Raw genomic sequence first — 24,281 nt, forward strand, 5'->3', positions numbered from 1 at the left:
GGTGCTGCTGCCGGGACGTCCCGGCCGGCCGGTGGGCGGCCGACCGGGACCTCGTGGTCAGGCGAGGTCGAACCGGTCGAGGTTCATCACCTTGTTCCACGCTGCCACGAAATCACGCACGAACGGGGCTCCCGCGTCCTTCGAGCCGTAGACCTCCGCGATGGCCCGGAGCTGGGAGTGCGAACCGAAGACGAGGTCGACGGCGGTGGCCGTCCACTTGACCTCGCCCGTCGCGACGTCCCTGCCTTCGAACACGTTCTCGGCAGAGGCCGACGCCTTCCACTCGGTACCCATGTCGAGCAGGTTGACGAAGAAGTCGTTGGTCAGCGTCTCCGGCCGGTCGGTGAAGAGCCCGTGCGGGGACCGGCCGAAGCCGGTGTTCAGGGCCCGCATGCCACCGATCAGCACCGTCATCTCGGGTGCGGTCAGGTTCAACAGACTGGCGCGGTCGAGCAGGAGGGTCTCCGGGGGCAGCTTCTCTCCCGTCCGGAGGTAGTTGCGGAACCCGTCCGCCCTGGGTTCGAGCACGGAGAAGGACTCGACGTCGGTCTGCTCCTGCGAGGCGTCCGTGCGCCCCGGTGCGAACGGGACCGTGACGGCGTGCCCGGCATTCTTCGCGGCCCGCTCGACGGCCGCGCACCCGCCCAGCACGATCAGGTCGGCGAGCGAGACCTTCGTCCCGCCGGCAGCCTGGGAGGCATTGAAGTCCTGCCGGATCCCCTCGAGGGCCTGCACCACCTCGGCCACCTCGGGCAGGTCGTTGGCCTCCCAGTCCTTCTGCGGCGCGAGCCGGATCCGCGCCCCGTTCGCCCCGCCTCGCATGTCGGTGCCGCGGAAGCTCGCCGCCGATGCCCAGGCGGTGGTGACCAGTTGGGGTACGGACAGTCCCGTCGCAAGGATCCGGCCCTTGAGGTCGGCGATCTCCGCGTCCCCGATCAGACTGTGATCGACCGCGGGAACGGGGTCCTGCCACAGCTGCGGCGCGGGGATCCACGGCCCGAGGTAGCGCGAGAGCGGCCCCATGTCGCGGTGCAGCAGCTTGTACCAGGCCTTGGCGAACGCGTCCGCGAGACGGTCCGGGTTCTCGTGGAAGCCCTTCGAGATCGGCCCGTAGACCGGATCCAGTTTCATCGAGAGGTCCGTCGTCAGCATCATGGGCGCGTGCCGCTTCGACGGATCGTGGGCGTCGGGCACCGTGCCCTGGGCCGAAGGATCCGTGGGTGTCCACTGCTTGGCACCGGCCGGGCTCGTCGTGAGCTCCCAGTCGTACCGGAACAGGTTGTCCAGGTACCCGTTGTCCCACTTCGTCGGCTCCGAGGTCCACGCGCCCTCGAGCCCACTGGTGAGCGAGTCGACTCCCGCCCCGCTGCCGTACGCGTTCTTCCATCCGAGGGCTTGCTGCTCGATGGGGCATCCCTCGGGCTCCGGACCGATGTATTCGGGTCCGACCGCACCGTGGCACTTGCCGAAGGTGTGGCCGCCGATGATGAGCGCGGCCGTCTCCTCGTCGTTCATCGCCATGCGCCCGAACGTCTCGCGAATGTCCCGGGCCGCGGCGAGCGGATCCGGATTCCCGTTGGGCCCCTCGGGATTGACGTAGATCAGTCCCATCTGCACGGCGCCGAAGGGGCCGGTGAGTTCCCTGTCGCCGCTGTAGCGCTCATCTCCGAGCCAGGTGTCCTCCGTCCCCCAGAAGATCTCCTCCGGTTCCCAGATGTCCTCCCGCCCGAATCCGAACCCGAACGTCTTGAACCCCATGGATTCCATGGCGCAGTTGCCGGCGAAGACCAACAGGTCGGCCCAGGAGATCTGCCTGCCGTACTTCTGCTTCACCGGCCAGAGCAGCCGGCGCGCCTTGTCGAGGCTCGCATTGTCGGGCCAGCTGTTGAGGGGCGCGAAGCGCTGCGCGCCGGATCCGCCGCCGCCACGGCCGTCGGCGATTCGGTACGTGCCCGCGGCATGCCAGCTCATCCGGATGAAGAGCGGCCCGTAGTGGCCGTAGTCGGCGGGCCACCACTCCTGCGAGGCGGTCATCACCTCGAAGACGTCCTGCTTGAGCGCGTCGACGTCGAGGGACGCGAACTCCGTCGCGTAGTCGAAGTCCTCTCCCATCGGATTGGACCCGGGCGAATGCTGGTGAAGAACCTGGAGGTCCAGCTGGTTCGGCCACCAGTCCCGGTTCGTCCTGGGGCGGGTCGGCGCGGGGGCCGGGGAGGGGATTACCGGGTTCTCGCTTTCGCTGCCGGACACGTCAGCCCTTCTTCCTGTCTCGGTGGTTTCCTCTGCCGGCCGCGCTGCCGCCCTTGACGTATTTCACTGACGACCTTGTGCGCTTTACGAGTCGAGCACGGCGACCCACGCCGCCGGCGAGAACATATGCTCACGGACGACGCCGATGATCGAGCACGTATCGGCGTCCGTATGGTCGCGCACCGCAGACCGCACGGCTACGAGAACACGCAGGGCACCCCCACTCAACAAACAGCCGAAGCCCAAAGGTGACATCTTCCGATCATTGCGATCTCCCCTCGCTGATATGAGGATCGGAAGCGGAATTGACGACCGGCCCGGCACGCAATGGAGAGGCGAACCCCAATGAGTGAGCTGCTGGAAAGGCTGAGAGAGCGCAATTGGCGCATGACGTCCCAGCGGCGCGTCGTCGCAGAAGCCCTCGATGGCGAGCACGTGCATCTCACGGCCGACGAGGTTCACGCCCGTGCGGCGCGGCGGCTGCCCGAGATCTCCCGGGCCACCGTCTACAACACCCTGGGCGAACTGGTCTCCCTCGGCGAGGTGGTGGAGGTGTCCGCCCACGGCCGCGCGAAGCGCTACGACCCCAACGCGCGCCATCCCCACCAGCACCTGGTGTGCTCCGGCTGCGGCATCATCCGCGACGTCCACCCGACCGGCGACCCCCTGGCCGGACTTCCGGCCGAGGAGCGGTTCGGATTCACCGTGTCCGAGGCCGAAGTCACCTACCGCGGTCTGTGCCCCGCGTGCGCTCCCGGCCCGTCACGACCGCTGTTCGGCGCAGCGAGCGGCTGACCGGCCGCCGCGGCCACGGGGCCCCGGCCGCGTGATGGCGGGGGGGGGATGCCACCACGCGGCTCGGGCCCGCTGGGGGCCCCGCGCCGCTCACCGCCGCGGACCCCCGTGTCCCTTCTTATGGCCGGTCTCCGGGAACCCAAACGGTCGGATCGCAAACTTCTTCCGGGCCGGTGGGGCGGGTCAGGCCCCTTCGCCGAGGACCGCACGGATCAGTTCCCGCTGGTCGCCGGTCAGGCCCGCCTCGTCGAGGTCGACCGCCTGGCCGTCGATCGTGATCCGGTAGTGGAAGCCGTCCGCGACCGGTCGTACGGCGCGCCGCGCGAGGCCCTCCCATTCCGCGGCGTCCCGCCGGACGGAGGTGTCGATCTTCCGCACCTTGTCCACGCCGGTGAAACCCCCGGAGCGACTGACAGTGATCAGCATGGCCGTTCTCCTTCGGATGTCGAAGCTGTCGGTGGACTCGCCTGCCCCTGATCGGGCGCCGCTCCCCCGCCGGGCCCGCCCCGCGAGGTCAACGGCTCGAACTCGTCGGTGCCTGGCCGACAGTCGGCAGGTGGGGCGGGAACGGGCGGGTCGGTCGGGGCCGCTTCCGGTTCGGGTCCGGTGAGTTCCGGCTCCAGGCCGTCGGCCACCGCGCTGCGGCGCCGTCCGGTGTCGGACCGCCAGGCCTCGAAGACCAGTGCCGTCGCGGTGACCACCCCGAGGCCCAGCAACCAGCCGCCCACGACGTCGCTGACCCAGTGGACCCCGAGCGCGACCCGTGTGTAGCCCACGCCCACCACGGTGACCAGCGCGACCACCCAGGGCAGCGGACGCCAGGCCCGCGGAATCACGGGCAGCAGGGCCAGCAGCAGGACGGCGCACGAGGTGGTCGCCGTCATGGCGTGGCCGGAGGGGAACGAGTAGCCGGGGGCGTGGGCGACGGGGTCCGGCAGGTGCGGCCGGGCCCGCTCCACCGCGCTCTTGACCAGGAGCCCGATCAGACCGCCCGCGACCGCCGTGACGCCGGCCCAGGCCGCCAGCCGCCAGGCGCCCCGGCTTACGAGCCAGGCCACGAGTACGGCGACCAGCAGCCGCATGGTGACCGGGTCCCAGACCCAGTCCGAGAGCACGCGCAGGAGGGCCACCCGGTCCGGGTGGGCGAGCGCGCCGGCGTGGAGGCGTGCGGCCGCGCCCTGGTCCAGGCGGTGCAGTGGCGCCCACCGGGACTCCACCAGTACCAGGGCGAGGGCGAAAGGTACGGCGGCCACGGCCGTCGCTGCCGCGGTGAGCAGGAGTCTCACGCCGAAGGTGGCGTCGGGTCCGGAGTGCCGCGCGAGCAGTCTCCGTAGCGGACCCCGCGGATGACGCGGTCCGTGCGGATGCCCGGGTCCTCGCGGATGTCGCTGAACGCGTCGAGCACCTTCCGTGCGCCGTTCCATGGCCGGCTGCTCCCTCGTGTGTGCGTGCGGTGGCGGGCGTCCGGCCGCAGGTGGCCGGTTCGGTCAGACCCCGGGGTCGTCCATGACCGGCTCCCTCACCCCCGCCCGTACGGCTTCCAGCTGGGCGGCGAAGGAGAGGCCGAGGAAGAGCGCCATCGAGGTGAGGTAGGACCAGAGCAGCAGGGACACGATGGCGCTCAGGGGCCCGTAGACGCTGGTGAAGGAGCTGCTCTCGCCGATGTAGAGACTCAGCGCCCAGGTCGCGAGGTTCCACAGCACCAGGTGGACGACGGCCCCGAAGGCCAGCCAGGTGTAGCCGGGTTGGCGCCGGCGCGGGGAGAGGCGAAAGATCGAACTGGTGGCGAGGACGGCGAGCAGGATGCCCAGCGGCCAGCGCAGGAGTTCCCAGGCCCGCACGGTGTCGGGAGGGAGCCGGTACACCTCGGCCAGCGCACGGGTCAGGTGGGTGCCCAGCACGGTGAGGATGAAGCTGAGTCCCAGCGGGAGCCCCGCGAGGGCCGCCATCACCAGGCCCCGGCTGTACTTGGCGAGGAAGGGCCGGTCCCGCTCGTTGCCGTAGATGCGGTTCGCGCCCCGTTCGACCTGGCAGAGGGCGGTGGTGACGTTGGCCAGGGAGAACAGTAGGCCCAGCCACAGCGCGGCCTGGCCGCCGTCGCCGGCGTGGCGTTTGCTCTCGCTGAGCGCGTCGTCCACGACGGCCTGGCCCGGGCCGCTGGTGAGCCCGCGGATGGTGAGCTCGGCGACCCGGCCCACGTCCTCGGTGTGGAGCACCCCGGACAGGCCGACGGCGGCGATGGCCAGCGGGACTATCGACAGGACGGTCTGCAGGGCGAGCGCGCGGGCGTGGCTGAAGCCGTCGGCGTAGCGGAAGCGCACGAAGGAGTCGCGCGCCAGGCTCCAGCCGCCGTAGCGGCGCAGGGCGGTCCACGCCTCGTCGGCGGAGAGCTCCTCGCCGCTCACGTCATGGCATTGCGGTACCCGTCTCGCCGTGCCCATCGTGTTCCTGCTTTCCGGTGTCGTGTGGAGTCCGCGGACCTACGGGGCTTGCGGTCGGCCGGTGTTGCGGAGGGCGTGCGTGCGCCGTCGGACTTCAGGACGGTGCGCCGGGGGCCGCCGCCGGAAGCTGCTCGGCGGGTGGGGCCTGCGGCGCCCCGGGCGCGCGGGGCAGGTACACCCGCAGGGCTCCCGGTTCGATCTCGGCGGTGAGGCGGACACCATCGCTCACGGCATCACCGTCGAGCTCGCGCGGCTGCGGTACGGCGCAGCGGACGTCGATCCGGGTGGCGCTGAAGTACTCCAGCGCTCCCCCGGCCTCGCTGTGCCCGTCCGGGACGGCCGGGCCGGGGGCTGCCGACGGGCGCCGGCGCAGCAGGCGGGCCGTCAGGTGCCCGGCCGCGGTGAGCCATCCGGCGGGGCCGCGCGGGTCGAAGAGCACCACTTCCAGGCGTCCGCTGTCCGGCCGCGCCGCCGGCAGGAGCGGCAGGCCGCCCTGCAGGGTGCCGACGTTCCCGATGACGACCATGCGGGCCCTGCGCCGCAGCCGGCGGCCCCCGTCGACGCGGACGGTGAGGCGGACGCCGGGATCGCGCAGGTGCCGCAGGGCCGACAGGAGGTACGCGGCCCAGCCCATCCGTGACTTGAGCCGCGTAGAGGCGTCCCGGACCATCGCGGCGTCGAATCCGGCGCCGGCCATGACGGTGAACCGCATCGGCTCGAGCCCGTCGCCGCGGACCCGGCCGACGTCGATGCCGAAGCTCTCGCCGGACAGGGCCTCGGCCAGGGCGGCGGTCGGATCCATCGGGAGGCCGAGGTTGCGGGCGAGGAGGTTTCCGGTGCCGCAGGGTACGACGGCCAGCGGGATCCGTGTGCCCGCCAGGATTTCGGCGCAGGCGCGCAAGGTACCGTCGCCCCCGCAGACCACCACGAGGGCGGGGCGGACGGTGCGGAGCTCCTCCGCCAGGGTGCCGCAGGGGAGCTCGGCGGAGGTCAGGATCCACCGGAGGTCCCGGTGGCCGTGCTCGCGCAGGACGGCCGCCAGCCGATCTGCGAGCTCGTCCGGGCAGCCGTGCGGGTGGCGCACACCGAGGACAGGACCACCGGTGCTGCGCGGGGCCGGCACCTCCCGGTCGGATCGCTCCGTCCGGTCGGGCTCCGCAGCGGGCTGCCACCCGTACAGCAGCGCGAACCCGGTGATCAGCAGGGTCAACGTGCCGTTCAGCAGGCCGCCTGCCACATCGCTGGGATAGTGCATGCCGCGGTACATCCGCGACAGTCCGACGGCCGGCGGGATCAACAGCAGGATGCCCGTCACCGCGTAGCGCCACGACCCGCGCATGCGCAGCGCGGCGATGACGGCCAGTCCCCCGTAGAGCGCGAGGGAAGCGCCGACGTGTCCGGAGGGGAAGCTCGACGTGGGCGGCGCGGCGTCCTCGTGGAGGACCGCGGGCCGCGGGCGGTCCACGAAGGCCGTCACCACCACGAACACCGCCGACTGCGCGGCCACCGAGACGCCGAGGAACAGCGCCTCGGTGCGCAGTGCGGCGCGGGGAAGGACGAGCAGGACGACGATGCAGACCAAGGTCGCGCCGACGACGGCCCGCGTGCCGGCAAGTACGGAGAACAGCTCCGTGACTCCGGACACGGCCGGGTCCCGGCCCTCCGCCAGGTCCCTCTCGATCGAGGCCTCCGCCGACAGCGGCCAGTGTCCGGCCGCCGGTCCGGTGACCAGCCGTCCCAGGCCGATCATCAGGGCCGCCTGCACGGGAAGGAGCAGGAGCGGTCTGACACCGCGCACGGAGGAACCGCAGCTTCGCTTCATGGATGCCTTCTGGCCCGCGACGACCGAAAGATGCGCGCCCCTTGGCTGCCGCCCCCTCCGGAACGGGAAGGGGCCCGACTCGCCCGGCGGGCAGTTCTTGACGAGCTGAAGCAGACCACCTACGAGCGCTCGCGCGAGTCCACACCTCCCTTCCATTCATCTCAAATTCGTGAATTGAACAGACGGTGGTGTTCGACGACTACTCGCTGCCCAACAAGGCCCTCAGCGCGGGCGACATCGAGCTCAACGCCTTCCAGCACCTGGTCTTCCTCGCCCAGTCGAACACCGAGAACAAGACCGACATCGCCTCCATCGCCGCGACCACGGTGGTCCCCCTCGGCCTCTACTCCAGCAAGCACAAGCAGCTCGCGGACCTCCCCGACCGGGCCGAGATAGCCCTGCCCAACGACCCCGCCAACCAGGGGCGCGGCCTGCGCGTGCTGATCTTCGATCAGATCCGCGCGCTCGCCGCGACCGGCCAGACGATCATCTTCATCACCCACCGACTGCATTCGGTGCGGCACGCCGACGTCATCCACGTCATGAAAGACGGCCGGCACGCCGACGTCATCCACGTCATGAAAGACGGCCGGCTCGCCGAGTCCGGAACGTTCTCGGAGCTCATGGACGAAGCCACCGGCACAGGGGACTTCAGGGATTCCTACCTGATCCAGGCGTCCGCGTTCGCGGAATCCGTGCCCGCCCAGCGTGCCCCCGCCGCTGACACCCGGGCGGAGGAGCACTCGTGAACTCCGCGGCGCGCCCCAGAACCGGCCGCCGGCCCGGGGCGGCGCGGTGAGCGGCGGCGCCCGGCACACGGTGCCGGTCGACGTCCACCTCATCCTGCGCCGCGACGCCGAGAACGGCCCCGAGGTGCTGCTGTCCCGCCGCGCCGGACCGGTGTACGCGACGGGGCTGTGGCGCCTCCCGTCCGGGCACCTCGACCCCGGCGAGACCATGGTCGAGGGGGTGATCCGGGAAGCCCGTGAGGAGACCCCGGGTAGATCCGCTCGGCGCCCACCGAGGCGGTCAGGCCGAACGCGGGCGTCACGGCCCTCGAAGATATTCGCTCCCCCGTTCGTAGTGCCGGCAGCAGATGCCCCCTTCGGGCCCGTCTGTGCCGATACGCTGGCTCCGGACGGGGCGGGCGGCTGGGGGGAATCACGTGGGTGTGGGGGATCCGTTGACGCAAGTGCCTCGGATGCGGCTGGACGAGCTGCTCGACGAGCTCCAAGCACGCATCGACGCCGTGCGCGGCACCCGGGACCGGGTGCACAGTCTGCTGGAGGCCGTCGTCTCGGTGGGCCGGGAGCTGGATCTGGCCCAGGTGCTGCGGCGGATCGTGGAGGCCGCGGCCCAGCTCGTCGACGCCGACTACGGGGCGCTCGGGGTCATCGGCCCCGACGGCCGCACCCTGTCGCAGTTCCTGACCGTGGGGCTCGACGAGGAGGCCATCGCCGAGATCGGTCCCCTGCCTGCCGGTCACGGCCTGCTCGGGGAGGTCATCCACCACCCGGAGCCCTTGCGCCTCACCGATCTCGGTGCCCACTCCTCGTCGTACGGGTTTCCGCCGCACCACCCGCCCATGCGCACGTTCCTCGGCGTACCGATCCGGGTGCGGGACGAGGTGTTCGGGAATCTCTACCTGACCGACAAGCGGGGCGGTTTCGATTTCGACACCGAGGACGAGACGGTGATCTCCACCCTCTCGGTGGCGGCGGGCGTGGCGATCGACAACGCCCGGCTCTACGAGGGGTCGCAGCGTCAGCAGCGGTGGCTGAAGGCCAACGCGGAGATCACCGAGAGCCTGCTGTCGGGCAGTTCCCGTCCGACGGTGCTGGAGCTCATCGCCCAGCGGGCCCAGGAGATCACGGGGGCCCGGATCGCGGACATCTCCATGCCGGTGCCCGGTGCGGAGGGGTTGTTCGTGGAGTTCGCGGCCGGTGCGGACAGCAAGGCCAGGCAGGGACTCGTCGTCCCCTTCGCGGGAACCCTCTCGGGGACCGCGCACCGGACCGGGCAACCCGTCACGGTCGTGCACGCCTCGGACGACGACCGCTACCCGGCCGATGCCCAGATACAGGGCGGTCTGGGTCCCGCCGTCGCGGTCCCGCTGGGCACCGCCGGCGGGGAGAGCAGGGGCGTACTGCTGCTCGCGCGCCCGGCCGGAGAGCCCGTCTTCGGCGAGAACGAGCTCGAGCCGCTCGTAGCCTTCGCCGGTCAGGCGGCGATCGCCTTGGAGCTGGCGGAGCGGCGCCGGGACGCGGAACAGATAGCACTGCTGGAGGAGCGCGACCGGATCGCACGGGACCTGCACGACCTGGCCATCCAGCGGCTCTTCGCCACCGGAATGACCCTCCAGAGCGCGGCACGGCTCGTCGAGCACGAAGGGGCCGCCGAACGCGTCAGCCGCGCCGTCGAAGACCTGGACGAAACGATCAAGATCATCCGCTCGACGATCTTCGGTCTGCGCACCAAGGACCGCGAGAGCGGACCGGGTCTACGGGCCCGCGCGGCCCGGGCCGTCGGCGAAGCGGCCACCACCCTCGGCCATCCGCCCCGCCTGAGCATGGAGGGACTCCTCGACACGGACGTCCCGTCCGAGGTGGCCGACCACGCCATGGCGGCGCTGGGCGAGCTCCTGAGCAACGCCGCGCGCCACGCGGGAGCGACCAGGGTGGCCGTGGCCCTCAAGGCCGAACCGGGCGAGATCGTGCTGACGGTCTCCGACAACGGCAGGGGCATCCCGGCCCAGGGCCGCAGAAGCGGTCTGCGCAACCTCGACGACCGGGCGCGGAGCCTCGGCGGATCCTTCACCGTGGACACCCCCGACGAGGGGGGCAGCCGACTCGTCTGGCGGGCTCCGCTCCCCACCGGGAGCTGACGACCCCGACGCGATCACCCCAAGCCGGTCGGCTCCGGCAGCGTCCGCTCCGCCTCCAGCCGGAATCCGGTGACGAGGTCGGGGCGGATCCTCAGGGCTCCGGTCATGGGGTGTCCCACCCAGGGCCGCAGCAGGGAAGCGAACCGGGCCGCCTCATCGGCATCGGTCACCGGGCACGCGTAGCCGGTGACGACGACGCTCCAGCCGAGGTGGGTGACGGGATCGATGGCGTCCGCTTCGTAGGCGACCACCACGCCGGGGACATCGGCCGGGGCCACCAGGGAGGCGAGCACCCCGTCGTCGTGGACACGCACGATGATGTCCTCGCCCTCGACGAGGTGGTTGACCGGACGGACTGCCGGCAGAGCGTGCTGCGTGAAGACGATGCGCCCCAGGGACACCGTCGCCACCAGTCCGAGCGCCTCTGCCCTGTCGAGCTCCCGCATGCGCCGAGTGGCCGTCACATCGCCATCCTGGCCATCGGTGCGCCGTATGCCGCCGTCCTCGTCCATGCTGCGCGCCTTCATCCGGTATCGATCGGTCCTTGTGGCTTCCGGGCCATCAGCCTCCCTCGGGACCACCACACGAACCAGGGCCGAATGGTCCCGACCCGGGGACCGGTTTCGACTGCCGCCCTGATCAGGCCGCCGCGAGCCGCAGCACGCGGTCGGCGCCGAGCACCCGCATCGACTTGGCCACCAGGGGCGGCACGCCGCACAGCCGGAGCCGGGTTCCGGCCAAGCGGCAGCGGTGGTGCACACGCATGAAGAGGTCGATTCCAGAGCTGTCGCAGAAGGAAATCCCGGAGAGGTCCAGGACGAGGCTGCGGTGACCCGATGCGGCGAGATCGGTGAGGCGGGGCTCCACCTGCCCCGCCGTGTGGACGTCGAGTTCTCCGGCCAACGTGACGCGCACGTCGCCGTCGTTCCTCACCGCGGCCTTCAGGTCGATCAGGGTGGTCGTCATGGAACCTCCACACTGTGTGCGGCTCGGCGGTCGAGCCGCGCCCTTCCCCGTGCGGCACCAGCTCACCGGACGCAGACCGGCCCCGGGAAGGCCCATGTGCCCCCCGCGAGGGGCCGAAGGTCCCTTTCCCGTGGTGCCCACCCCGCGGAGAACCGGGTGGATGAGGGCCCATCGGCCCTGTCCGTTCGGCCCCTTCGGCGGGCAGGATGCTGGAGTTCGGGCGCACCGGACGAAACCAGGCGAAGGAGTTGCCTCATGACCGACAGCGGTGCCCCCTCCCCCGTCAAGTCGCCGATCACGGTCTTCCTCCTCGACGACCACGAAGTCGTACGCCGCGGCGTGCACGATCTGCTGGACGCGGAACCGGACCTGAACGTGATCGGCGAGGCGGGCACGGCGGAGCAGGCCCTGATCCGCATCCCCGCACTGCGCCCCCAGGTGGCGATCCTCGACGTACGGCTCCAGGACGGCGACGGCGTGAGCGTGTGCCGCGAGCTGCGCTCGCGGATGCCCGAGCTGGCCTGCCTGATGCTCACCTCGTTCGACGACGAGGAGGCCCTGCTGGACGCGGTGATGGCGGGCGCCTCCGGTTATGTGCTGAAGCAGATCACCGGCACCGACCTGGTCACCGCCGTCCGTACGGTCGCGGCCGGCCAGTCCATGCTCGATCCCGGAGCCACGACCCGGCTGATGGCTCGCATGCGCGGCGACGTGCCCAAGGAGGACCAGGTCCCCGGTCTTCCGGGCTTCACCGACCGGGAGAAGGAGATCCTCGTCATGGTCAGCGAGGGACTCACCAACCGGGAGATCGGCAAGCGGCTGTACCTCGCCGAAAAGACCGTCAAGAACATCATCTCCCGCCTGTTCACCAAGCTGGGGGTGGAGCGTCGCGTCCAGGCAGCGGTGATCGCCAGCCACACGCTGATCCCGCCGAGCCGGCACCCCTTCCCGTCCGCCGAATAGTCGGCGACCGGGCACGCGACGGCCGGGCACGCGACGGCCGGGCACCCGGCCTCCTCCTGACCCGGGCCGGGTCAGGCGTGCGGGACCACGGCGACAGGACAGACCGCGTGGTGCAGGACGGCATGGGCCACGGACCCGATGTGCGCCCCCACCGCCGATTCGCGGACCCGGCGGCCGACGACGAGCAGCTGAGCGTCCGACGCTGCGCTCAGCAACACGTGGCCGCCACTGCCTTGCTCCACCTGGGCGACGACCTCGACTTCCGGGTACTTCAGCCGCCACGGCTCCAGTGCCTGCTCCAGCGCGGCCTTCTCGTACGGCTCCAGGCCACCGAACTGGTCGGCGATCCACATCGACCCGGGGCTGTAGCCGTAGACCGGGGGCAGACTCCAGGCGCGGACCGCACGGAGCGGTACCTTCCTTGCCGCGGCAGCCTCGAAGGCGACGCGCAGCACCTCCGCGGACTCCGCCACGCCGCCCTGCTGCCCGACCACGACCTCACCCTCCTCCGGTACGGCCAACGGCCTGCCGTGCGCGGAGCGTACGGAGACGACGGGGCACCCGGCGGCGGCGATCACCTGCCGACCGTAGGAGCCCAGCAGGAACCCGACCAGGGCTCCGTGCCCGCGCGTGCCGAGCACCAGCAACTCCGCGCCCTTGGCGGCGTGCAGGAGGGCCGGCACGGGCGCGTCGGAGAGCACTTCCGCGGTGAGGGCCAGCTCCGGGTACCGGTGGGTGAGCTCGCCCTCGACCTCCTTCAGGACGTCATCGGCGCGGTGGGTGGGCTTCGGTGTCGCGGTCCTGGACGATCGGGACTGCGAGCGGCTGCCACAGCCAGGCGTGGACCACGTGCAGGGGAACGTCACGCCGTACGGCCTCTCGTGCTGCCCAGTCCGCCGCGGCCCGGCTCTGGGGGGATCCGTCCACTCCGACCACCAGGGTGCGCTTCACGAGTCTGTCCTCCGTACTGATGCCGGAGCATCGGGGTCGGTCGGCAGGGGAGCGGCACCGGCCGGGGGGACCGGCGCCGCTGAACTCACCTTCGCCGCCGGGCGCCTCGGCACACAGGGGCCGACAGTCCCTCTCCGAGGGCCGGTCCTCCCCTCCCGGCGACCGCCGAAGGCGCGCAAAGTGTCGGTATCGGCTCAGTCGACGAACGTCCCGGACCGTCGTATGCAGGAGCGGGCATGACCGCGCACCCCATCTCGGACCTCGACGCGCACTGGCGCGCCGCCAACTACCTGACAGTCGGCCAGATCTACCTCATGGACAACCCCCTGCTCACCGAGCCGCTGCGGCCGGAGCACATCAAGCCGCGGCTGCTCGGCCACTGGGGCACCTCCCCCGGCCTGAACCTCGTCCACACCCATCTCAACCGCGTGATCAAGGACCGGTCGCTGAACGCCCTGTGCGTCTGGGGTCCGGGCCACGGAGGTCCCGCCGTGCTCGCCAACTCCTGGCTGGAGGGCACGTACACCGAGACCTACCCGGACATCACGCGCGACGCGGCCGGCATGGACATGCTGTTCCGGCAGTTCTCGTTCCCCGGAGGCGTGCCGAGCCACGTGGCGCCCGAGACACCCGGCTCCATCCACGAAGGCGGCGAGCTCGGGTACTCCCTCGCCCACGCCTACGGAGCCGCCTTCGACCACCCCGGCCTGCTGGTCGCCTGCGTCATCGGCGACGGCGAGGCCGAAACCGGGCCGCTGGCCGCGTCCTGGCACTCCAACAAGTTCCTCGACCCGGTCCACGACGGCGCGGTCCTGCCGATCCTGCACCTCAACGGGTACAAGATCGCCAACCCGACCGTGCTGTCACGCATCCCCGAAGCCGAACTCGACTCGCTGCTCAGGGGATACGGGCACGAGCCGCTGTACGTGACCGGCAGCGACCCCGCCCTGGTGCACCGGGCCATGGCTCGCGCGATGGATCACGCCGTGGACCGCATCTCCGCCATCCAGCAGGAGGCGCGCGCGGCGGGCACCGATCCGGGCCGGGAGTACGCACGCTGGCCGATGATCGTCCTACGCACCCCGAAGGGCTGGACCGGACCCGCGACCGTCGACGGCCGGCAGGTCGAAGGCACCTGGCGGGCGCACCAGGTCCCGCTCGCCGGGGTGCGCGAGAACCCTGCACACCTCGAGCAGTTGGAGGACTGGCTGCGCTCGTACCGGCCGGAGGAGCTCTTCGATGCCGACGGGCGACCCTCCGAGCAGGTTCTCGCTTGTGTCCCGCAGGGCGGGCGCCGCCTGGGCGCCGTCCCGTACGCGAACGGCGGCCGGCTGCTGCGACCGCTGCCGCTGCCCGCGCTCGACGCGTATGCCGTTCCCGTCGGCAAGCCGGGCAGCAGCCTCCACGAACCGACCCGGGTCCTCGGCCACCTCCTCACCCGGATCATGCGAGACACGGTTGAGCGGCGGGACTTCCGGGTCGTCGGTCCGGACGAGACCGCCTCCAACCGGCTGGACGACCTGTACGACGTCACCGGCAAGGCCTGGCAGGGGCTGACGGAGGCCACGGACAGGAACCTGTCCCGGGACGGCCGCGTCATGGAGATCCTGTCCGAACACGTCTGCCAGGGTTGGCTGGAGGGGTACCTCCTCACCGGCCGCCACGGACTCTTCTCCACCTACGAGGCCTTCGCCCACATCGTCGACTCCATGGTCGGCCAGCACATCAAATGGCTGAAGACCTCGCGCGACCTGCCGTGGCGCGCACCCATCGCCTCCCTCAACTACCTGCTCACCTCGCACGTCTGGCGCCAGGACAACAACGGCTTCTCCCACCAGGACCCCGGGTTCGTCGACCACGTCCTCAACAAGAGCCCCGAAGTCGTACGCGCCTACTTCCCGCCGGACGCCAACACCCTCCTCGCCGTGGCCGATCACGCCCTGCGCAGCCGCGACCAGGTCAACGTGATCGTCGCCGGGAAACAGCCCTCCTTCGACTGGCTGTCCATCGAAGAGGCCCGTGTCCACGTCACGCGGGGCGCCGGCATCTGGGAGTGGGCGGGAACCGACCACGGCTCCCGCACGCCGGACGTCGTGCTCGGCTGCGCCGGGGACGTGCCCACCATGGAGGTCTTGGCCGCCTCGGCCCTGCTCCGCGAGCACCTCCCCTCGCTGGCCGTCCGGGTCGTCAACGTCGTCGACATCGCCCGACTGATGCCCCACGAGGAACACCCGCACGGCATGACCGACACCGAGTACAACGCCCTCTTCACCACCGACAAGCCGGTGGTCTTCGCGTACCACGGCTATCCGTGGCTGATCCACCGCCTCGCCTACCGCCGGACCGGCCACGCCCACCTGCACGTCCGCGGCTACAAGGAGTCCGGAACCACGACCACACCCTTCGACATGGTCGTGCGCAACGACCTCGACCGCTACCGGCTCGTCATGGACGTCCTCGACCGCGTCCCCGGCCTCGCCGGCCGCGCGGAAGGGCTGCGCCAGACCATGGCCGACCAGCGCATCCGCCACCACAGCTGGATCCGCGAGCACGGCACCGACCTGCCGGAGGTCGCGGACTGGTCCTGGCCGTACTGAGCCCGCCAGTGCCCGGGTCCGAGCCGCCTGCGGTGGTCTTCGGCTACAACCTTCCTCGATCCCGATGTCGAACGTGCGTTCACACCACGACGAGCGCGGATCCGGTCGTCATGGGCAGGCGCCTACGGCGCTCCCCGTCGGGCACGAAGCGTGGCCCCGTGACCCACGCCGTGCTGCACCGCACGGCCGCCCCCGTCGCCGTGCTCGCTCACGACTGACGGCTACTGCGCGTCACCGCCTGCGCCGCGGGTCCGGGAGGTGGACGCTTGAAAGGCGGCACCCGACCCCATCCGAGGGAGATGAGCTGCATGACGGACCATGTCGCGGTGGGCTTGGACGGCTCCGCCGAGAGCACCGCCGCCGCGCAGTGGGCTGCCGGCGAAGCCCTCCTGCGAGGAGTACCGCTGGAGATCGTCCACGTAGAGGAGTGGCTGGAGCACCCTCCGCACACGGCCTCGACCGGCGAGATCACCCGGCGGTGGGCGGACGCCCTGCTGGAGGAGACCGCGGGCGCGCTCCTCGCGCTGCATCCCGGGCTGGAGATCACCACGCACCGCCGGGGCGGCCTTCCCCCAGAGGCACTCGCGCGGGCGGCCGACACCTCGTCGATGCTCGTCCTCGGCTCGCGCGGACTCGGCGGCATGGCCGGCTTCGTCATGGGATCGGTCGCGTCGGGAACCGTCGCCCGAGCTCGACGCCCGGTGGTCCTCGTCCGGGCTTCGGCCGACGCCCCGGCGGACGGCGCGGTCATCACGGCGGACGGCGCCGTCGTCGCGGCGGACAGCGCGGTCATCGCGGCGGACGGCGCGGTCGTCGCGGGCGTGGACGCCCGGCGTCCGTGCGGCGAGCTGCTGGGCTTCGCGTTCGACGCGGCCTCGCGACGTGGGCACCGCTTGCGCGTGGTGCACGCCTGGACCCCTCCTCCGGTCCTCAGCTACGCCCCCGACCTCGACCCTGCCCTCCTCCAGGAAATGAGCCGCGCTGTCGCCGTCGCCCTGGACGACATGGTCGCGCCCTGGTGCGACAAGTACCCCGCTGTCGAAGTCGACAGGAGCACACCGGTCGGCCAGGCAGCCGTCCACGTCCTGGAGGCGGCCCACGACTCGGCGCTCGTCGTCATCGGCCGCCGTATCCGCAGCTCTGCCTTCGGCGCCCACATCGGATCGGTCGCACACGCGGTCGTACACCACTGCACGGTGCCGGTAGCCGTCGTGGCGCACGACTGACGCGCCCGCACAGACAGGATCACACCGTGTCCCCAGCCCGCCTCGACCGCAGCACCGTCCTCGCCCTCGTCGAGGACGCCGTCACCGCCCCGTCCATGCACAACGCCCAGCCGTGGCGCTTCGTCCTGCGGCCCGACGACCTCACCATCGAGCTGCACGGCGACCCCGAACGCGCCATGCCCCACACCGACCCGGACCTTCGGGCCCTCCATCTGGGGTGCGCCGCGGCTCTGTTCACCCTCCGGGTGGCCGCGGCGGCAGCCGGCTGGGCGACGGCCGTCACGCTCCTGCCCGAGAAGGAACGACCGTTGTACCTGGCAGAGGTGGTGCTACGGGAGACCCAGACCGCGGACCGCGACCTCGCAGCCCTGCACCCCGCTGTCCGACGCCGCCACACCAGCCGCTTCCCCTTCACCGGCGAGGAGATCCCGTCCGCCGTGCAGGACGGACTCTGCGCGGCGGCCCTCCTCGAAGGAGCCAGGCTGGTCCTGCCCGACACCTGGCACACCGAGGCCGTACTGGACCTCGTACACGACTCCGAACACCGCGAGGCCGTGGATCCTGCGGCACGGGAGGAGACCGCGCGCTGGACGCACTCCGATACGGCGCCCGGCGGACCGCGCGACGCGGGCATCCCCGGGTACGCGTTCGGCCCCAGCCAGACGGGATCCCGCGCTCCGGTACGCGACTTCGGCAGCTGGCGCCCCGTTCCGGGGCGTGAGTCGGCCGTGTTCGAAGAGCACCCCCGCATCGCGCTGCTGGGCACGCCGGAAGACACCCCGGCGGACTGGCTGATCGCCGGCCAGGCACTGCAGCGCGTGCTGCTCCAGGCCACGTCCGACGGGCTCGTCGCATCGATGACATCGCAGCCCCTCGAATGGCCCGAACTGCGCTGGGCCGTCCGCGACCCGGTCGCCGCGATGGGCCACGTCCACATGGTCCTGCGCCTCGGCTACGGCCCTCAGGGCCCCGAGACGCCCCGCCGTCCGGCGGCCGACGTCCTCGAAGTCCGGTAGGCCTGCCGCCTCATTCCTGCTCGGTGGTCCAGTGGTCGTCATCGCAAGGCTCGAGCGAGGTCGTCGCCCGTCACAGAGACGCCGCGACGCTTCCGCTACAGGAGCCACCCGTTGCGGCGGACGAGGGGCAGGCTCCGCCAGACGGTGCCCAGCCCCCAGACGCGACCGGCACCGATCACCGCCAGCATCACCAGGACGGCCGCGTACAGGACGTGATAGTCCACCAGCGGATTCGTCGACATGCTGAGGCTGCCGTCCGAGAGGTGCCGTGCCGGAGGCCACTCGGCGGCCCACATGAGCGCCATCATCACGGTGCCCGCGGCAGCCGCGGCCCGCAGGGCGACGCCACTGGCCAAAGCGAGGCCGATGCCGAGCAGCCCCAGCATGAAGGCCCAGTCGACCCAGGCTGCCCCGGCCCAGGCATGGAAGGTACCCTCCAGCGGCCCGGCGGCGACATGGCTCAAGAAGCCCTTGGTGGGAGAACCGCCGTCGATCCACCCCTTGCCCGCCGGCGTCGCGTACCCCCAGCCGAACGCCTTGTCACCGAAAGCCCAGAGGAACGTGAGCGAGGTCAACAGGCGGGTCGTCGCCGCGATGCGCGCGACGGCCAGAGGCGCGGCGAGCTCGTCGGTCGTGCTGTCGGACGATGTGGTGGCCGAGGTGACCTTCCGCCACCCCGCGAAGGACGTCCCGGGCTGGCGGTGCTGGTGGAGAGCCATGACGTCGAAGCCTTCCCTCACGGCAGGCCGTGTACCTGCCCTTCGCCACTGTCCCCGCCCGCAGGACGGTGTGCCCCGGGGGCGAACGGCCCGCACCGCGCGGCCGAACGTCCCTCGAAGCAATGCCGTTGAACGCCACGCCGGACCGAGAAGGCCGGCCGAAGCGAGGCCGATTCCGACGGAGTGGGACCGCCGGTCCTTACCGTTCGGGCCAGGTGTCGCTCCGTCATTCACGGTCCTGGAGGAAACACCAGGTCACGCAAGGTCGTCGCGGTGCCGCCCGCCTTCACCTTCGACCCGGCGCTGGTCGCCCCCGAGGTACGGGACGGCATGGCGGCCGGCACGGCGGTCGCCCACGCCGTCCTCCACCACTCCACGGTGCCGCACTGGACCACGGATGCATCCGTTCGGCTGCCCTGATCCGAAGGATGCACGAGCCCAGCGCGTGGTGCCGTCGGCCGGGCTCGGATGAGGCGTTGGGTGTGGATGCGAGGAGGCGTTGTCGTGGCCGGTGCGCGGTTCGTGGAGGATCCGGACGGAAAGGTGGGTCACGGCCTGCCCCTTGACCGAGAGGTGCACCTGACGCTGGCGGCCCAGGTACTCACCTGGGCCTCGGCGACAGCCCCGCCGGTACGAGACATCGACCTGGCAGCACTCGAACTGACGGGCCACGCCCGGGTCATCCGGGAGGAGCTTCAGGCCCGGGCCGCCGGACTGTCGGCAGGGGCCGAGCTCGGCGAACTGCTGGCATGCGCCCTGGCCGAAGCGGGCCGGCACCTGTCGGTGACGTCATCGGGACTCGGCGTCCTCCCGTACGCACAGGGCAGGGCCCGCCTGGTCGAAGGCCTGCACCGGTCCTTGGACCGCTTGCCCGCGCGGTGCGGCGCTGAAGGCACCACTGAGCCCGGCCAGGTGACTGCAATCGGGCCGGACTCTGCGCATGCGGGGTGCTATGGGGGGCCGCCGGCCTGTTCGCCGGGGTGCGCGTCGTCCCCGCAGCATTGATCCGGCTCCTCGGTGCTCTGGCCGCGGCAGTTCCTGATGGCGCCCCGGCCCCGCCGGCACGGAGCGGATCGTGCTGTGGGGCTACGGGCAAGATGGTCATGACGCCTCAGCAGTCGCAGCGAGGCCTTGCGCAGCTCGGCCGCCCGCGCTGTTCACGGCCCGCGGCTCGGACCGGTCGGCACCTCACGCTGAAGGCCGCTGCGCAGCCGGTAGCCAACGTGGCGACTCTCCAACGTGTTGGCCAACAGCCCTACCCGGTCAGGTTTGCTTTGTCGCGCCGCCGGCACGGTTAGCATGCGCGGATGGAAATCCGTGTGGGCAGGGTCGTGGTCCACTACGTCGAGCACGGGACCGGTCGGCCCGTGCTGGTGCTTCACGGCGCCGGCGTCGACCACCACGAGGCAGAGGCCTGCTTCGAGCCGGTGTTCAACGGTGTGGTGGGGCTGCGGCGGATCTATCCGGATCTCCCCGGCATGGGCCTGACCATCGCTCCAGAATCGCTGCGCAGCGCCGACGACGTCCTCGACACCCTGCTCGCGTTCGCGGAAGAGGTCACCGGCGGGACGGCGTTCCTCCTCGTCGGTCACTCGGCAGGCGCGTACTTCGCGCAGGCGATGGCCGCGAGGCGCCCGGCGCAGGTCGCCGGTCTGGCGCTCGTGTGTCCGTTGCTGCCTGGACTTCGCGACGTGCCTGAACACCGCGTCGCGACCGGATCGGGTGAGATCGGCGATGACGTCTTCCGGAGCTACTTCGTGGTCCAGACCCCGGAGATGCTCGAACGGTACGAGCGTTACGTCGCCCCCGCCGCGGCGCTCGTCGACGAGTCAGCACTCGAGCGAATCGGCGAACGGTGGGTGCTCACCCCCATTCGCGCGCCGGCCTTTGCGGGTCCAACCCTGGTCGTCGCGGGGCGGCTGGACTCCACGGTCGGGTACGCCACGGCAGCCGACCTCGTCGACCACTACCCACACGCATCTCTCTCCGTGGTCGACGACGCGGGGCACGCCCTTCCCCACGAGAAGCCCGAACTCCTGCGCGCTCTCCTCGTCGAGTGGCTCGCGCGCATCGAGAACTCGAGCTGACCGAGACAAGCCGTCAGACCCAGCCTCGACGCTTCCCGGTACACCCACTGAACAGACATATTGAGGTATTCCGCAGTCGACTTTACGTCCATGAACTGCGCAGCCACGTGCACCACCGTGTTCCTACAGACCCGTGGCCCAGTGATGCGCTCGGCCACCATGCAGTCGCGCCTTGCAGCACCGATTTGGCGCGGCCGAATCGTCACGAACGGCAGGAGCAAGCCCTCCGCAGGCGATCGGATGAGCGTCTGGCATCAGGTCGGTACATCGGTGGCGAGCGGGACCGGATGGTCCGATGAGAGGGCGGAAGACGCCCTCGAGGTCGTCCTCGCCGCAGTCTTCGCCAACTACCCGTACGACGACTGCGCCTTCGGCAACCTCCCCGAGCCCCTCAAGGCACGGGCGCTCGCCGTCCACGGGATCCTCTACCCCCACAACCCGTCTGAGTAGTCACCCATCGAAGCTCCACGTCGGCATCGGGGCGAACACAACCCGGTGGGCGTTGTCCCTGCCGGCAGCCGGCCGCCTCTCACGAGCCCGAGCCCGCTGGCTGGTTTTGGTCTGAACCCGGTCTTGGTGGGTCAGCGGGCGAGGGAGACGGCGAAGGGCTTGAAGCCGTGTCGGCGCAGGATGTGGGGCACGACCAGGATCATGGCCTCGGTGGCGCGTGCTGTGGTGATGTCGCCGAGGTCCTCGATCCGTTCGGGCTGCCAGCCCAAGTCGCCGAGCAGGCCGGTGACGGTCTTCTTCGCGTGGGCGTCGTCGCCCGAGAGATAGGCGGTCGGTGGGGTGGTCAGGGTTTCGGGAGCGGTCATGACCATGAACAGCATGGTGTTGAGGGTCTTGACCACCCGGGTTTCGGGGAGCGCGGCCTGGAGCTTCTCGGCGAGGCTGCTGCCGGGATAGCAGAGGTCGCCGGGCAGGCCGTCAGCGGTGTCGCGGGTGGCGTTGGAGACGTCGATGAGGATCTTTCCGGCGAGTTCGGTGCGCAGGTCGGTGAGGCGGTCCAGGGAGCTGTCGCCGGGCGTCGCGTTGATCACGATGTCCGTGGTGCGGGCGGTGGTGCGCTGGTCGGCGAAGGCGACGTGCGGGGCGAGCTCGATGGTGCGGGTGGCGGTGTCCTCGGGGTTCTGGCTGCCGAGGGTGATGTGGTGTCCGGCTGCGGAGAGCTTGCGGGCGAGGTGGGTGCCGACGCGGCCGGCGCCCAGGATGCCGATGCTGGTCATGGGGTGATGCTCCTCGGGGTATCGGGTGGGGAAGAGCGGGGGCTGCCGGTCAGGCGATCGGCGAGAGGACCTTGAGGGCGGCGGCGTGGATGCCGGGGGCGGCGGCCAGGAAGTCGCGGCTGGCGGTGTTCCAGGGTTCGCCCGTCAGGTCGGTGACGGTGCCGCCGGCTTCGGAGACCAGTAGGGCGCCGGCGACCAGACCGGAGCGGACGTCGGAGTACTGCCAGAACGCGTCCGTGCGTCCGGCGGCGACGTGGATGAGCTGCATGGTGGCGGGTACGGACACGCGCACGACCAGGCCGTTGATGAGCATGGCGGTGACGGAGTCGCCGATCCGCCGGAAGGTGCGCTCGTCCTCGCCGGGCTTGGCCTGGCCGGTGCCGATGAGCGCGGCGCCCAGGTCGTTCTTGGCGGACACCTTCAGGGGCCGGCCGTTGAGGTGGGCACCGGCGCCGGCGACCGCGGTGTAGGCGTCGCCGGACAGCGGCAGGTGGACGACGGTGAGTACGGGCTGGTTGTCGCGGACGAGGGTGGCGGTGACGGCCCAGTCGTCCAGGCCGTGGACGTGGTTGATGTTGCCCTCGGCGGGGTCGACGACCCACCACTCCCCGGGCGGGAGCGCGCCGCCGGCCAGCTCGTCCTCGGCCCACTGCGACCCCGGCCGGGCCCGCAGCAGTGGTTCCCGCAGCACGGCCAGCACCGCGTCGTCGTTGGCGTGGATCTCGCCGACGACCTCGTCCAGGCTCACGCCCCGGGGGTGCGAGGTGTAGCGGTCGCGCAGTGTGGCGCCGGCGGTCTGCACCGCGGCGGTCACCTCGGACAGGAGCGTCGTACCGGCGGCGAAAGGCATGGCTGTGCTCATGGCGGGCTCCCTGGGATCGGTCTGAGCGGGGCGGTTGTCTCGCCCCCGCACTTCGAAGGTAGGCCGCCCGATCATTAACAACAAGTGCATGCTTTGCACTTGTAGAGTTACTGTCATGCAACTGGATCTGAACCTGCTCACGGCCCTGGACGCCCTGCTGGAAGAGGGGAGCGTCGCCGGCGCGGCAGCACGTCTCCACGTCACCTCACCGGCGATGAGCCGCTCCCTGGGCCGCATCCGCAAGGCCACCGGCGACGAGATCCTGGTCCGCACCGGCCGCAGCATGGTCCCCACCACCCGCGCGCTGGCCATGCGCGCCGAGGTCCATGCTCTGGTGCAGCAGGCCCACCAGCTTCTGTCCGCGCAGCAGGAACTCGACCTGGCTGCTCTGGACCGGGTGTTCACCGTGCGCTGGCACGACGCCCTGACCGCGTCCTCCGGCACGGCCTTGGTCGCCGCCGTCCACCATCAGGCCCCCGGCGTCCGGCTGCGCCTGTCCGCCGAGCCCGGGACGGACGACGCCGAGCTGCGCCGGGGTGAGGTCGACCTCGAATCGAGCTCGAGCGCTCCGACGCTCCCCGACATCCGCCACCGCCTCGTCGGCAGGGACCGGCTGATCGTCGCCGTCCGTCCGGGCCACCCGCTCACCGAAGGCCCGCTGAGCCTGGAGCGCTACGCAGCCGCCGAACACCTCACCGTTTCGCGGCGCGGAAGCCTGCGCGACCCGATCGACGACGCCCTGACCTCACGCGGCCTCGAACGACGCGTCGTCGCCGCCGGACCCACCGCCGCCTTCGCCCTGCAACTCGCCCACGACACCGACCTGGTCGTCACCCTCCCCGACGCGGTCACCCGCACGGCCCGGGACCAACTCGGCCTGGCCACACTGCCGCCGCCGCTCCCGCTGCCCGACGTACCCCTGTACCTGCTGTGGCACCAGCGCTACGACAACGACCGCGCCCACACCTGGCTGCGAGACCTCGCCACCGAAACCGTCCAGGCACTGTTCACACCACCGACCGCCTCTCAACAGCCCCTCACCAACCGGACCGGGCAGTGACGGATACACCCCCGGCGACACCAAGAAGCGGCGCGGCCGGCTCGGCTCGTCGATGCCCTACCCACGGGTGATCCCGCACAGCGACGCCGCCGGCGTCGCCGACGCCGTGGGCGAGGGGGTCGACGAGCGCCGGGTCGGACGGCGGGTCGGCGCAACCCTGGGCATCCCCGGCATCACCGCCCACCGCGCCGTGTTCGCCGACGGCCCGGTCGACGGCAAGCTCGTGCTGGTGCACGGCGTCCTGGGCGGGGTCGGCTCCCTGGCCGCGCAGCTCGCTCGCTGGGGCGGGGCCAGAGTGCTCGCCACCGTCCGGCGCGGCGCGGATCTCGCACAGGTCGACCCGGCCGTCGTGTCCCACGCCGCGGCCCTGGACCAGGAGGACCCCGCGGCGGCGATCCGCGCGTACGCGCCCGGGC

General features: G+C 71.4%; 21 protein-coding genes and 4 pseudogenes. 13 read left to right on the forward strand and 12 right to left on the reverse strand.

Annotation, left to right across the window (positions count from 1 at the left end; genetic code table 11):
- Positions 1–57: 57 nt before the first annotated feature.
- Positions 58–2,250, reverse strand: coding sequence for a catalase/peroxidase HPI (gene katG, locus ACFVX6_RS17150; RefSeq protein WP_389692204.1), 2,193 nt, complete (start codon positions 2,248–2,250; stop codon positions 58–60).
- A gap of 345 nt (positions 2,251–2,595) precedes the next feature.
- On the opposite strand from katG, the gene ACFVX6_RS17155 reads away from it, so the two are divergent.
- Positions 2,596–3,045: a Fur family transcriptional regulator gene (locus tag ACFVX6_RS17155; RefSeq protein WP_389692206.1), complete on the forward strand. Its 450-nt coding sequence runs from the start codon at positions 2,596–2,598 to the stop codon at positions 3,043–3,045.
- Between the two features lie 183 nt (positions 3,046–3,228).
- On the opposite strand, the gene ACFVX6_RS17160 is transcribed toward ACFVX6_RS17155, so the two are convergent.
- From ACFVX6_RS17160 to ACFVX6_RS17180, 5 genes and pseudogenes are all read right to left on the reverse strand, one after another.
- The gene (locus ACFVX6_RS17160) at positions 3,229–3,471 is read right to left on the reverse strand and encodes a protealysin inhibitor emfourin (protein ID WP_389692208.1); all 243 of its coding nucleotides are present in this window, start codon (positions 3,469–3,471) and stop codon (positions 3,229–3,231) included.
- 155 nt (positions 3,472–3,626) lie between these two features.
- A pseudogene (locus ACFVX6_RS17165) lies at positions 3,627–4,370 on the reverse strand (phosphatase PAP2 family protein); the annotation flags it as partial.
- The gene (locus ACFVX6_RS17170; protein ID WP_389692304.1) at positions 4,328–4,450 is read right to left on the reverse strand and encodes a hypothetical protein; all 123 of its coding nucleotides are present in this window, start codon (positions 4,448–4,450) and stop codon (positions 4,328–4,330) included. The gene ACFVX6_RS17170 and the pseudogene ACFVX6_RS17165, both read right to left, overlap by 43 nt.
- A gap of 82 nt (positions 4,451–4,532) precedes the next feature.
- Entirely contained in the window at positions 4,533–5,486 is a 954-nt protein-coding gene (locus ACFVX6_RS17175) for a YihY/virulence factor BrkB family protein (RefSeq protein WP_389692210.1), read from the reverse strand.
- A 94-nt stretch (positions 5,487–5,580) separates the two neighbouring features.
- A complete protein-coding gene (locus tag ACFVX6_RS17180; protein WP_389692212.1) occupies positions 5,581–7,308 on the reverse strand; it encodes a diacylglycerol kinase family protein in 1,728 nt (575 codons plus the stop codon).
- 185 nt (positions 7,309–7,493) lie between these two features.
- Between ACFVX6_RS17180 and ACFVX6_RS17185 the strand changes: the two genes are divergently transcribed.
- The 3 genes and pseudogenes from ACFVX6_RS17185 (at position 7,494) to ACFVX6_RS17195 (ending at position 10,192) form a co-directional block, all read left to right on the forward strand.
- The gene (locus ACFVX6_RS17185) at positions 7,494–8,057 is read left to right on the forward strand and encodes a MetQ/NlpA family ABC transporter substrate-binding protein (protein ID WP_389692214.1); all 564 of its coding nucleotides are present in this window, start codon (positions 7,494–7,496) and stop codon (positions 8,055–8,057) included.
- A 70-nt stretch (positions 8,058–8,127) separates the two neighbouring features.
- Positions 8,128–8,292: pseudogene (locus tag ACFVX6_RS17190) on the forward strand (NUDIX domain-containing protein); the annotation flags it as partial.
- A gap of 217 nt (positions 8,293–8,509) precedes the next feature.
- Positions 8,510–10,192 (forward strand): GAF domain-containing protein, encoded by a 1,683-nt coding sequence (locus ACFVX6_RS17195; protein ID WP_389692300.1) that lies wholly within the window; start codon positions 8,510–8,512, stop codon positions 10,190–10,192.
- A 14-nt stretch (positions 10,193–10,206) separates the two neighbouring features.
- On the opposite strand, the gene ACFVX6_RS17200 is transcribed toward ACFVX6_RS17195, so the two are convergent.
- Both ACFVX6_RS17200 and ACFVX6_RS17205 read right to left on the reverse strand, forming a co-directional pair.
- Positions 10,207–10,704 (reverse strand): pyridoxamine 5'-phosphate oxidase family protein, encoded by a 498-nt coding sequence (locus ACFVX6_RS17200; RefSeq protein WP_389692302.1) that lies wholly within the window; start codon positions 10,702–10,704, stop codon positions 10,207–10,209.
- 127 nt (positions 10,705–10,831) lie between these two features.
- Positions 10,832–11,158 (reverse strand): STAS domain-containing protein, encoded by a 327-nt coding sequence (locus ACFVX6_RS17205; RefSeq protein ID WP_389692216.1) that lies wholly within the window; start codon positions 11,156–11,158, stop codon positions 10,832–10,834.
- Positions 11,159–11,413: 255 nt separating this feature from the next.
- On the opposite strand from ACFVX6_RS17205, the gene ACFVX6_RS17210 reads away from it, so the two are divergent.
- Positions 11,414–12,121 (forward strand): response regulator, encoded by a 708-nt coding sequence (locus tag ACFVX6_RS17210; protein WP_389692218.1) that lies wholly within the window; start codon positions 11,414–11,416, stop codon positions 12,119–12,121.
- A 71-nt stretch (positions 12,122–12,192) separates the two neighbouring features.
- Here ACFVX6_RS17210 and ACFVX6_RS17215 read toward each other — a convergent pair.
- Positions 12,193–13,072 (reverse strand): annotated as a pseudogene (locus ACFVX6_RS17215) (universal stress protein).
- A gap of 236 nt (positions 13,073–13,308) precedes the next feature.
- Here ACFVX6_RS17215 and ACFVX6_RS17220 point away from each other — a divergent pair.
- The 3 genes from ACFVX6_RS17220 to ACFVX6_RS17230 all read left to right on the forward strand — a co-directional run bounded on the left by ACFVX6_RS17220 (position 13,309) and on the right by ACFVX6_RS17230 (position 17,911).
- A complete protein-coding gene (locus tag ACFVX6_RS17220; RefSeq protein ID WP_389692220.1) occupies positions 13,309–15,669 on the forward strand; it encodes a phosphoketolase in 2,361 nt (786 codons plus the stop codon).
- A 308-nt stretch (positions 15,670–15,977) separates the two neighbouring features.
- Positions 15,978–16,895 (forward strand): universal stress protein, encoded by a 918-nt coding sequence (locus tag ACFVX6_RS17225; RefSeq protein WP_389692222.1) that lies wholly within the window; start codon positions 15,978–15,980, stop codon positions 16,893–16,895.
- A gap of 26 nt (positions 16,896–16,921) precedes the next feature.
- Entirely contained in the window at positions 16,922–17,911 is a 990-nt protein-coding gene (locus ACFVX6_RS17230) for an Acg family FMN-binding oxidoreductase (protein ID WP_389692224.1), read from the forward strand.
- 95 nt (positions 17,912–18,006) lie between these two features.
- Here the strand turns inward: ACFVX6_RS17230 and ACFVX6_RS17235 are convergent, their stop codons facing one another.
- Positions 18,007–18,630, reverse strand: a complete 624-nt coding sequence (locus ACFVX6_RS17235) for a hypothetical protein (protein WP_389692226.1) — start codon at positions 18,628–18,630, stop codon at positions 18,007–18,009.
- Between the two features lie 273 nt (positions 18,631–18,903).
- On the opposite strand from ACFVX6_RS17235, the gene ACFVX6_RS17240 reads away from it, so the two are divergent.
- From ACFVX6_RS17240 to ACFVX6_RS17250, 3 genes are all read left to right on the forward strand, one after another.
- On the forward strand, positions 18,904–19,050 hold the full coding sequence (locus ACFVX6_RS17240) for a hypothetical protein (protein WP_389692228.1): 147 nt from the start codon (positions 18,904–18,906) through the stop codon (positions 19,048–19,050).
- Positions 19,051–19,937: 887 nt separating this feature from the next.
- Positions 19,938–20,717, forward strand: coding sequence for an alpha/beta fold hydrolase (locus tag ACFVX6_RS17245; protein ID WP_389692230.1), 780 nt, complete (start codon positions 19,938–19,940; stop codon positions 20,715–20,717).
- A gap of 240 nt (positions 20,718–20,957) precedes the next feature.
- Positions 20,958–21,167, forward strand: coding sequence for a hypothetical protein (locus tag ACFVX6_RS17250; RefSeq protein ID WP_389692232.1), 210 nt, complete (start codon positions 20,958–20,960; stop codon positions 21,165–21,167).
- Positions 21,168–21,298: 131 nt separating this feature from the next.
- Here the strand turns inward: ACFVX6_RS17250 and ACFVX6_RS17255 are convergent, their stop codons facing one another.
- Positions 21,299–21,943, reverse strand: a complete 645-nt coding sequence (locus tag ACFVX6_RS17255) for an NADPH-dependent F420 reductase (protein WP_389692234.1) — start codon at positions 21,941–21,943, stop codon at positions 21,299–21,301.
- Between the two features lie 49 nt (positions 21,944–21,992).
- A complete protein-coding gene (locus tag ACFVX6_RS17260; protein WP_389692236.1) occupies positions 21,993–22,805 on the reverse strand; it encodes an inositol monophosphatase family protein in 813 nt (270 codons plus the stop codon).
- 115 nt (positions 22,806–22,920) lie between these two features.
- Here ACFVX6_RS17260 and ACFVX6_RS17265 point away from each other — a divergent pair, with 115 nt between their 5' ends.
- Both ACFVX6_RS17265 and ACFVX6_RS17270 read left to right on the forward strand, forming a co-directional pair.
- Positions 22,921–23,865 (forward strand): LysR substrate-binding domain-containing protein, encoded by a 945-nt coding sequence (locus tag ACFVX6_RS17265; RefSeq protein WP_389692238.1) that lies wholly within the window; start codon positions 22,921–22,923, stop codon positions 23,863–23,865.
- Positions 23,831–24,277: pseudogene (locus ACFVX6_RS17270) on the forward strand (NADPH:quinone reductase); the annotation flags it as partial. The gene ACFVX6_RS17265 and the pseudogene ACFVX6_RS17270, both read left to right, overlap by 35 nt.
- Between the last annotated feature and the right edge of the window lie 4 nt (positions 24,278–24,281).

It is taken from the genome of Streptomyces sp. NPDC058289, from assembly GCF_042880975.1.
GTDB classification, from domain to species: domain Bacteria; phylum Actinomycetota; class Actinomycetes; order Streptomycetales; family Streptomycetaceae; genus Streptomyces; species Streptomyces stoeckheimensis.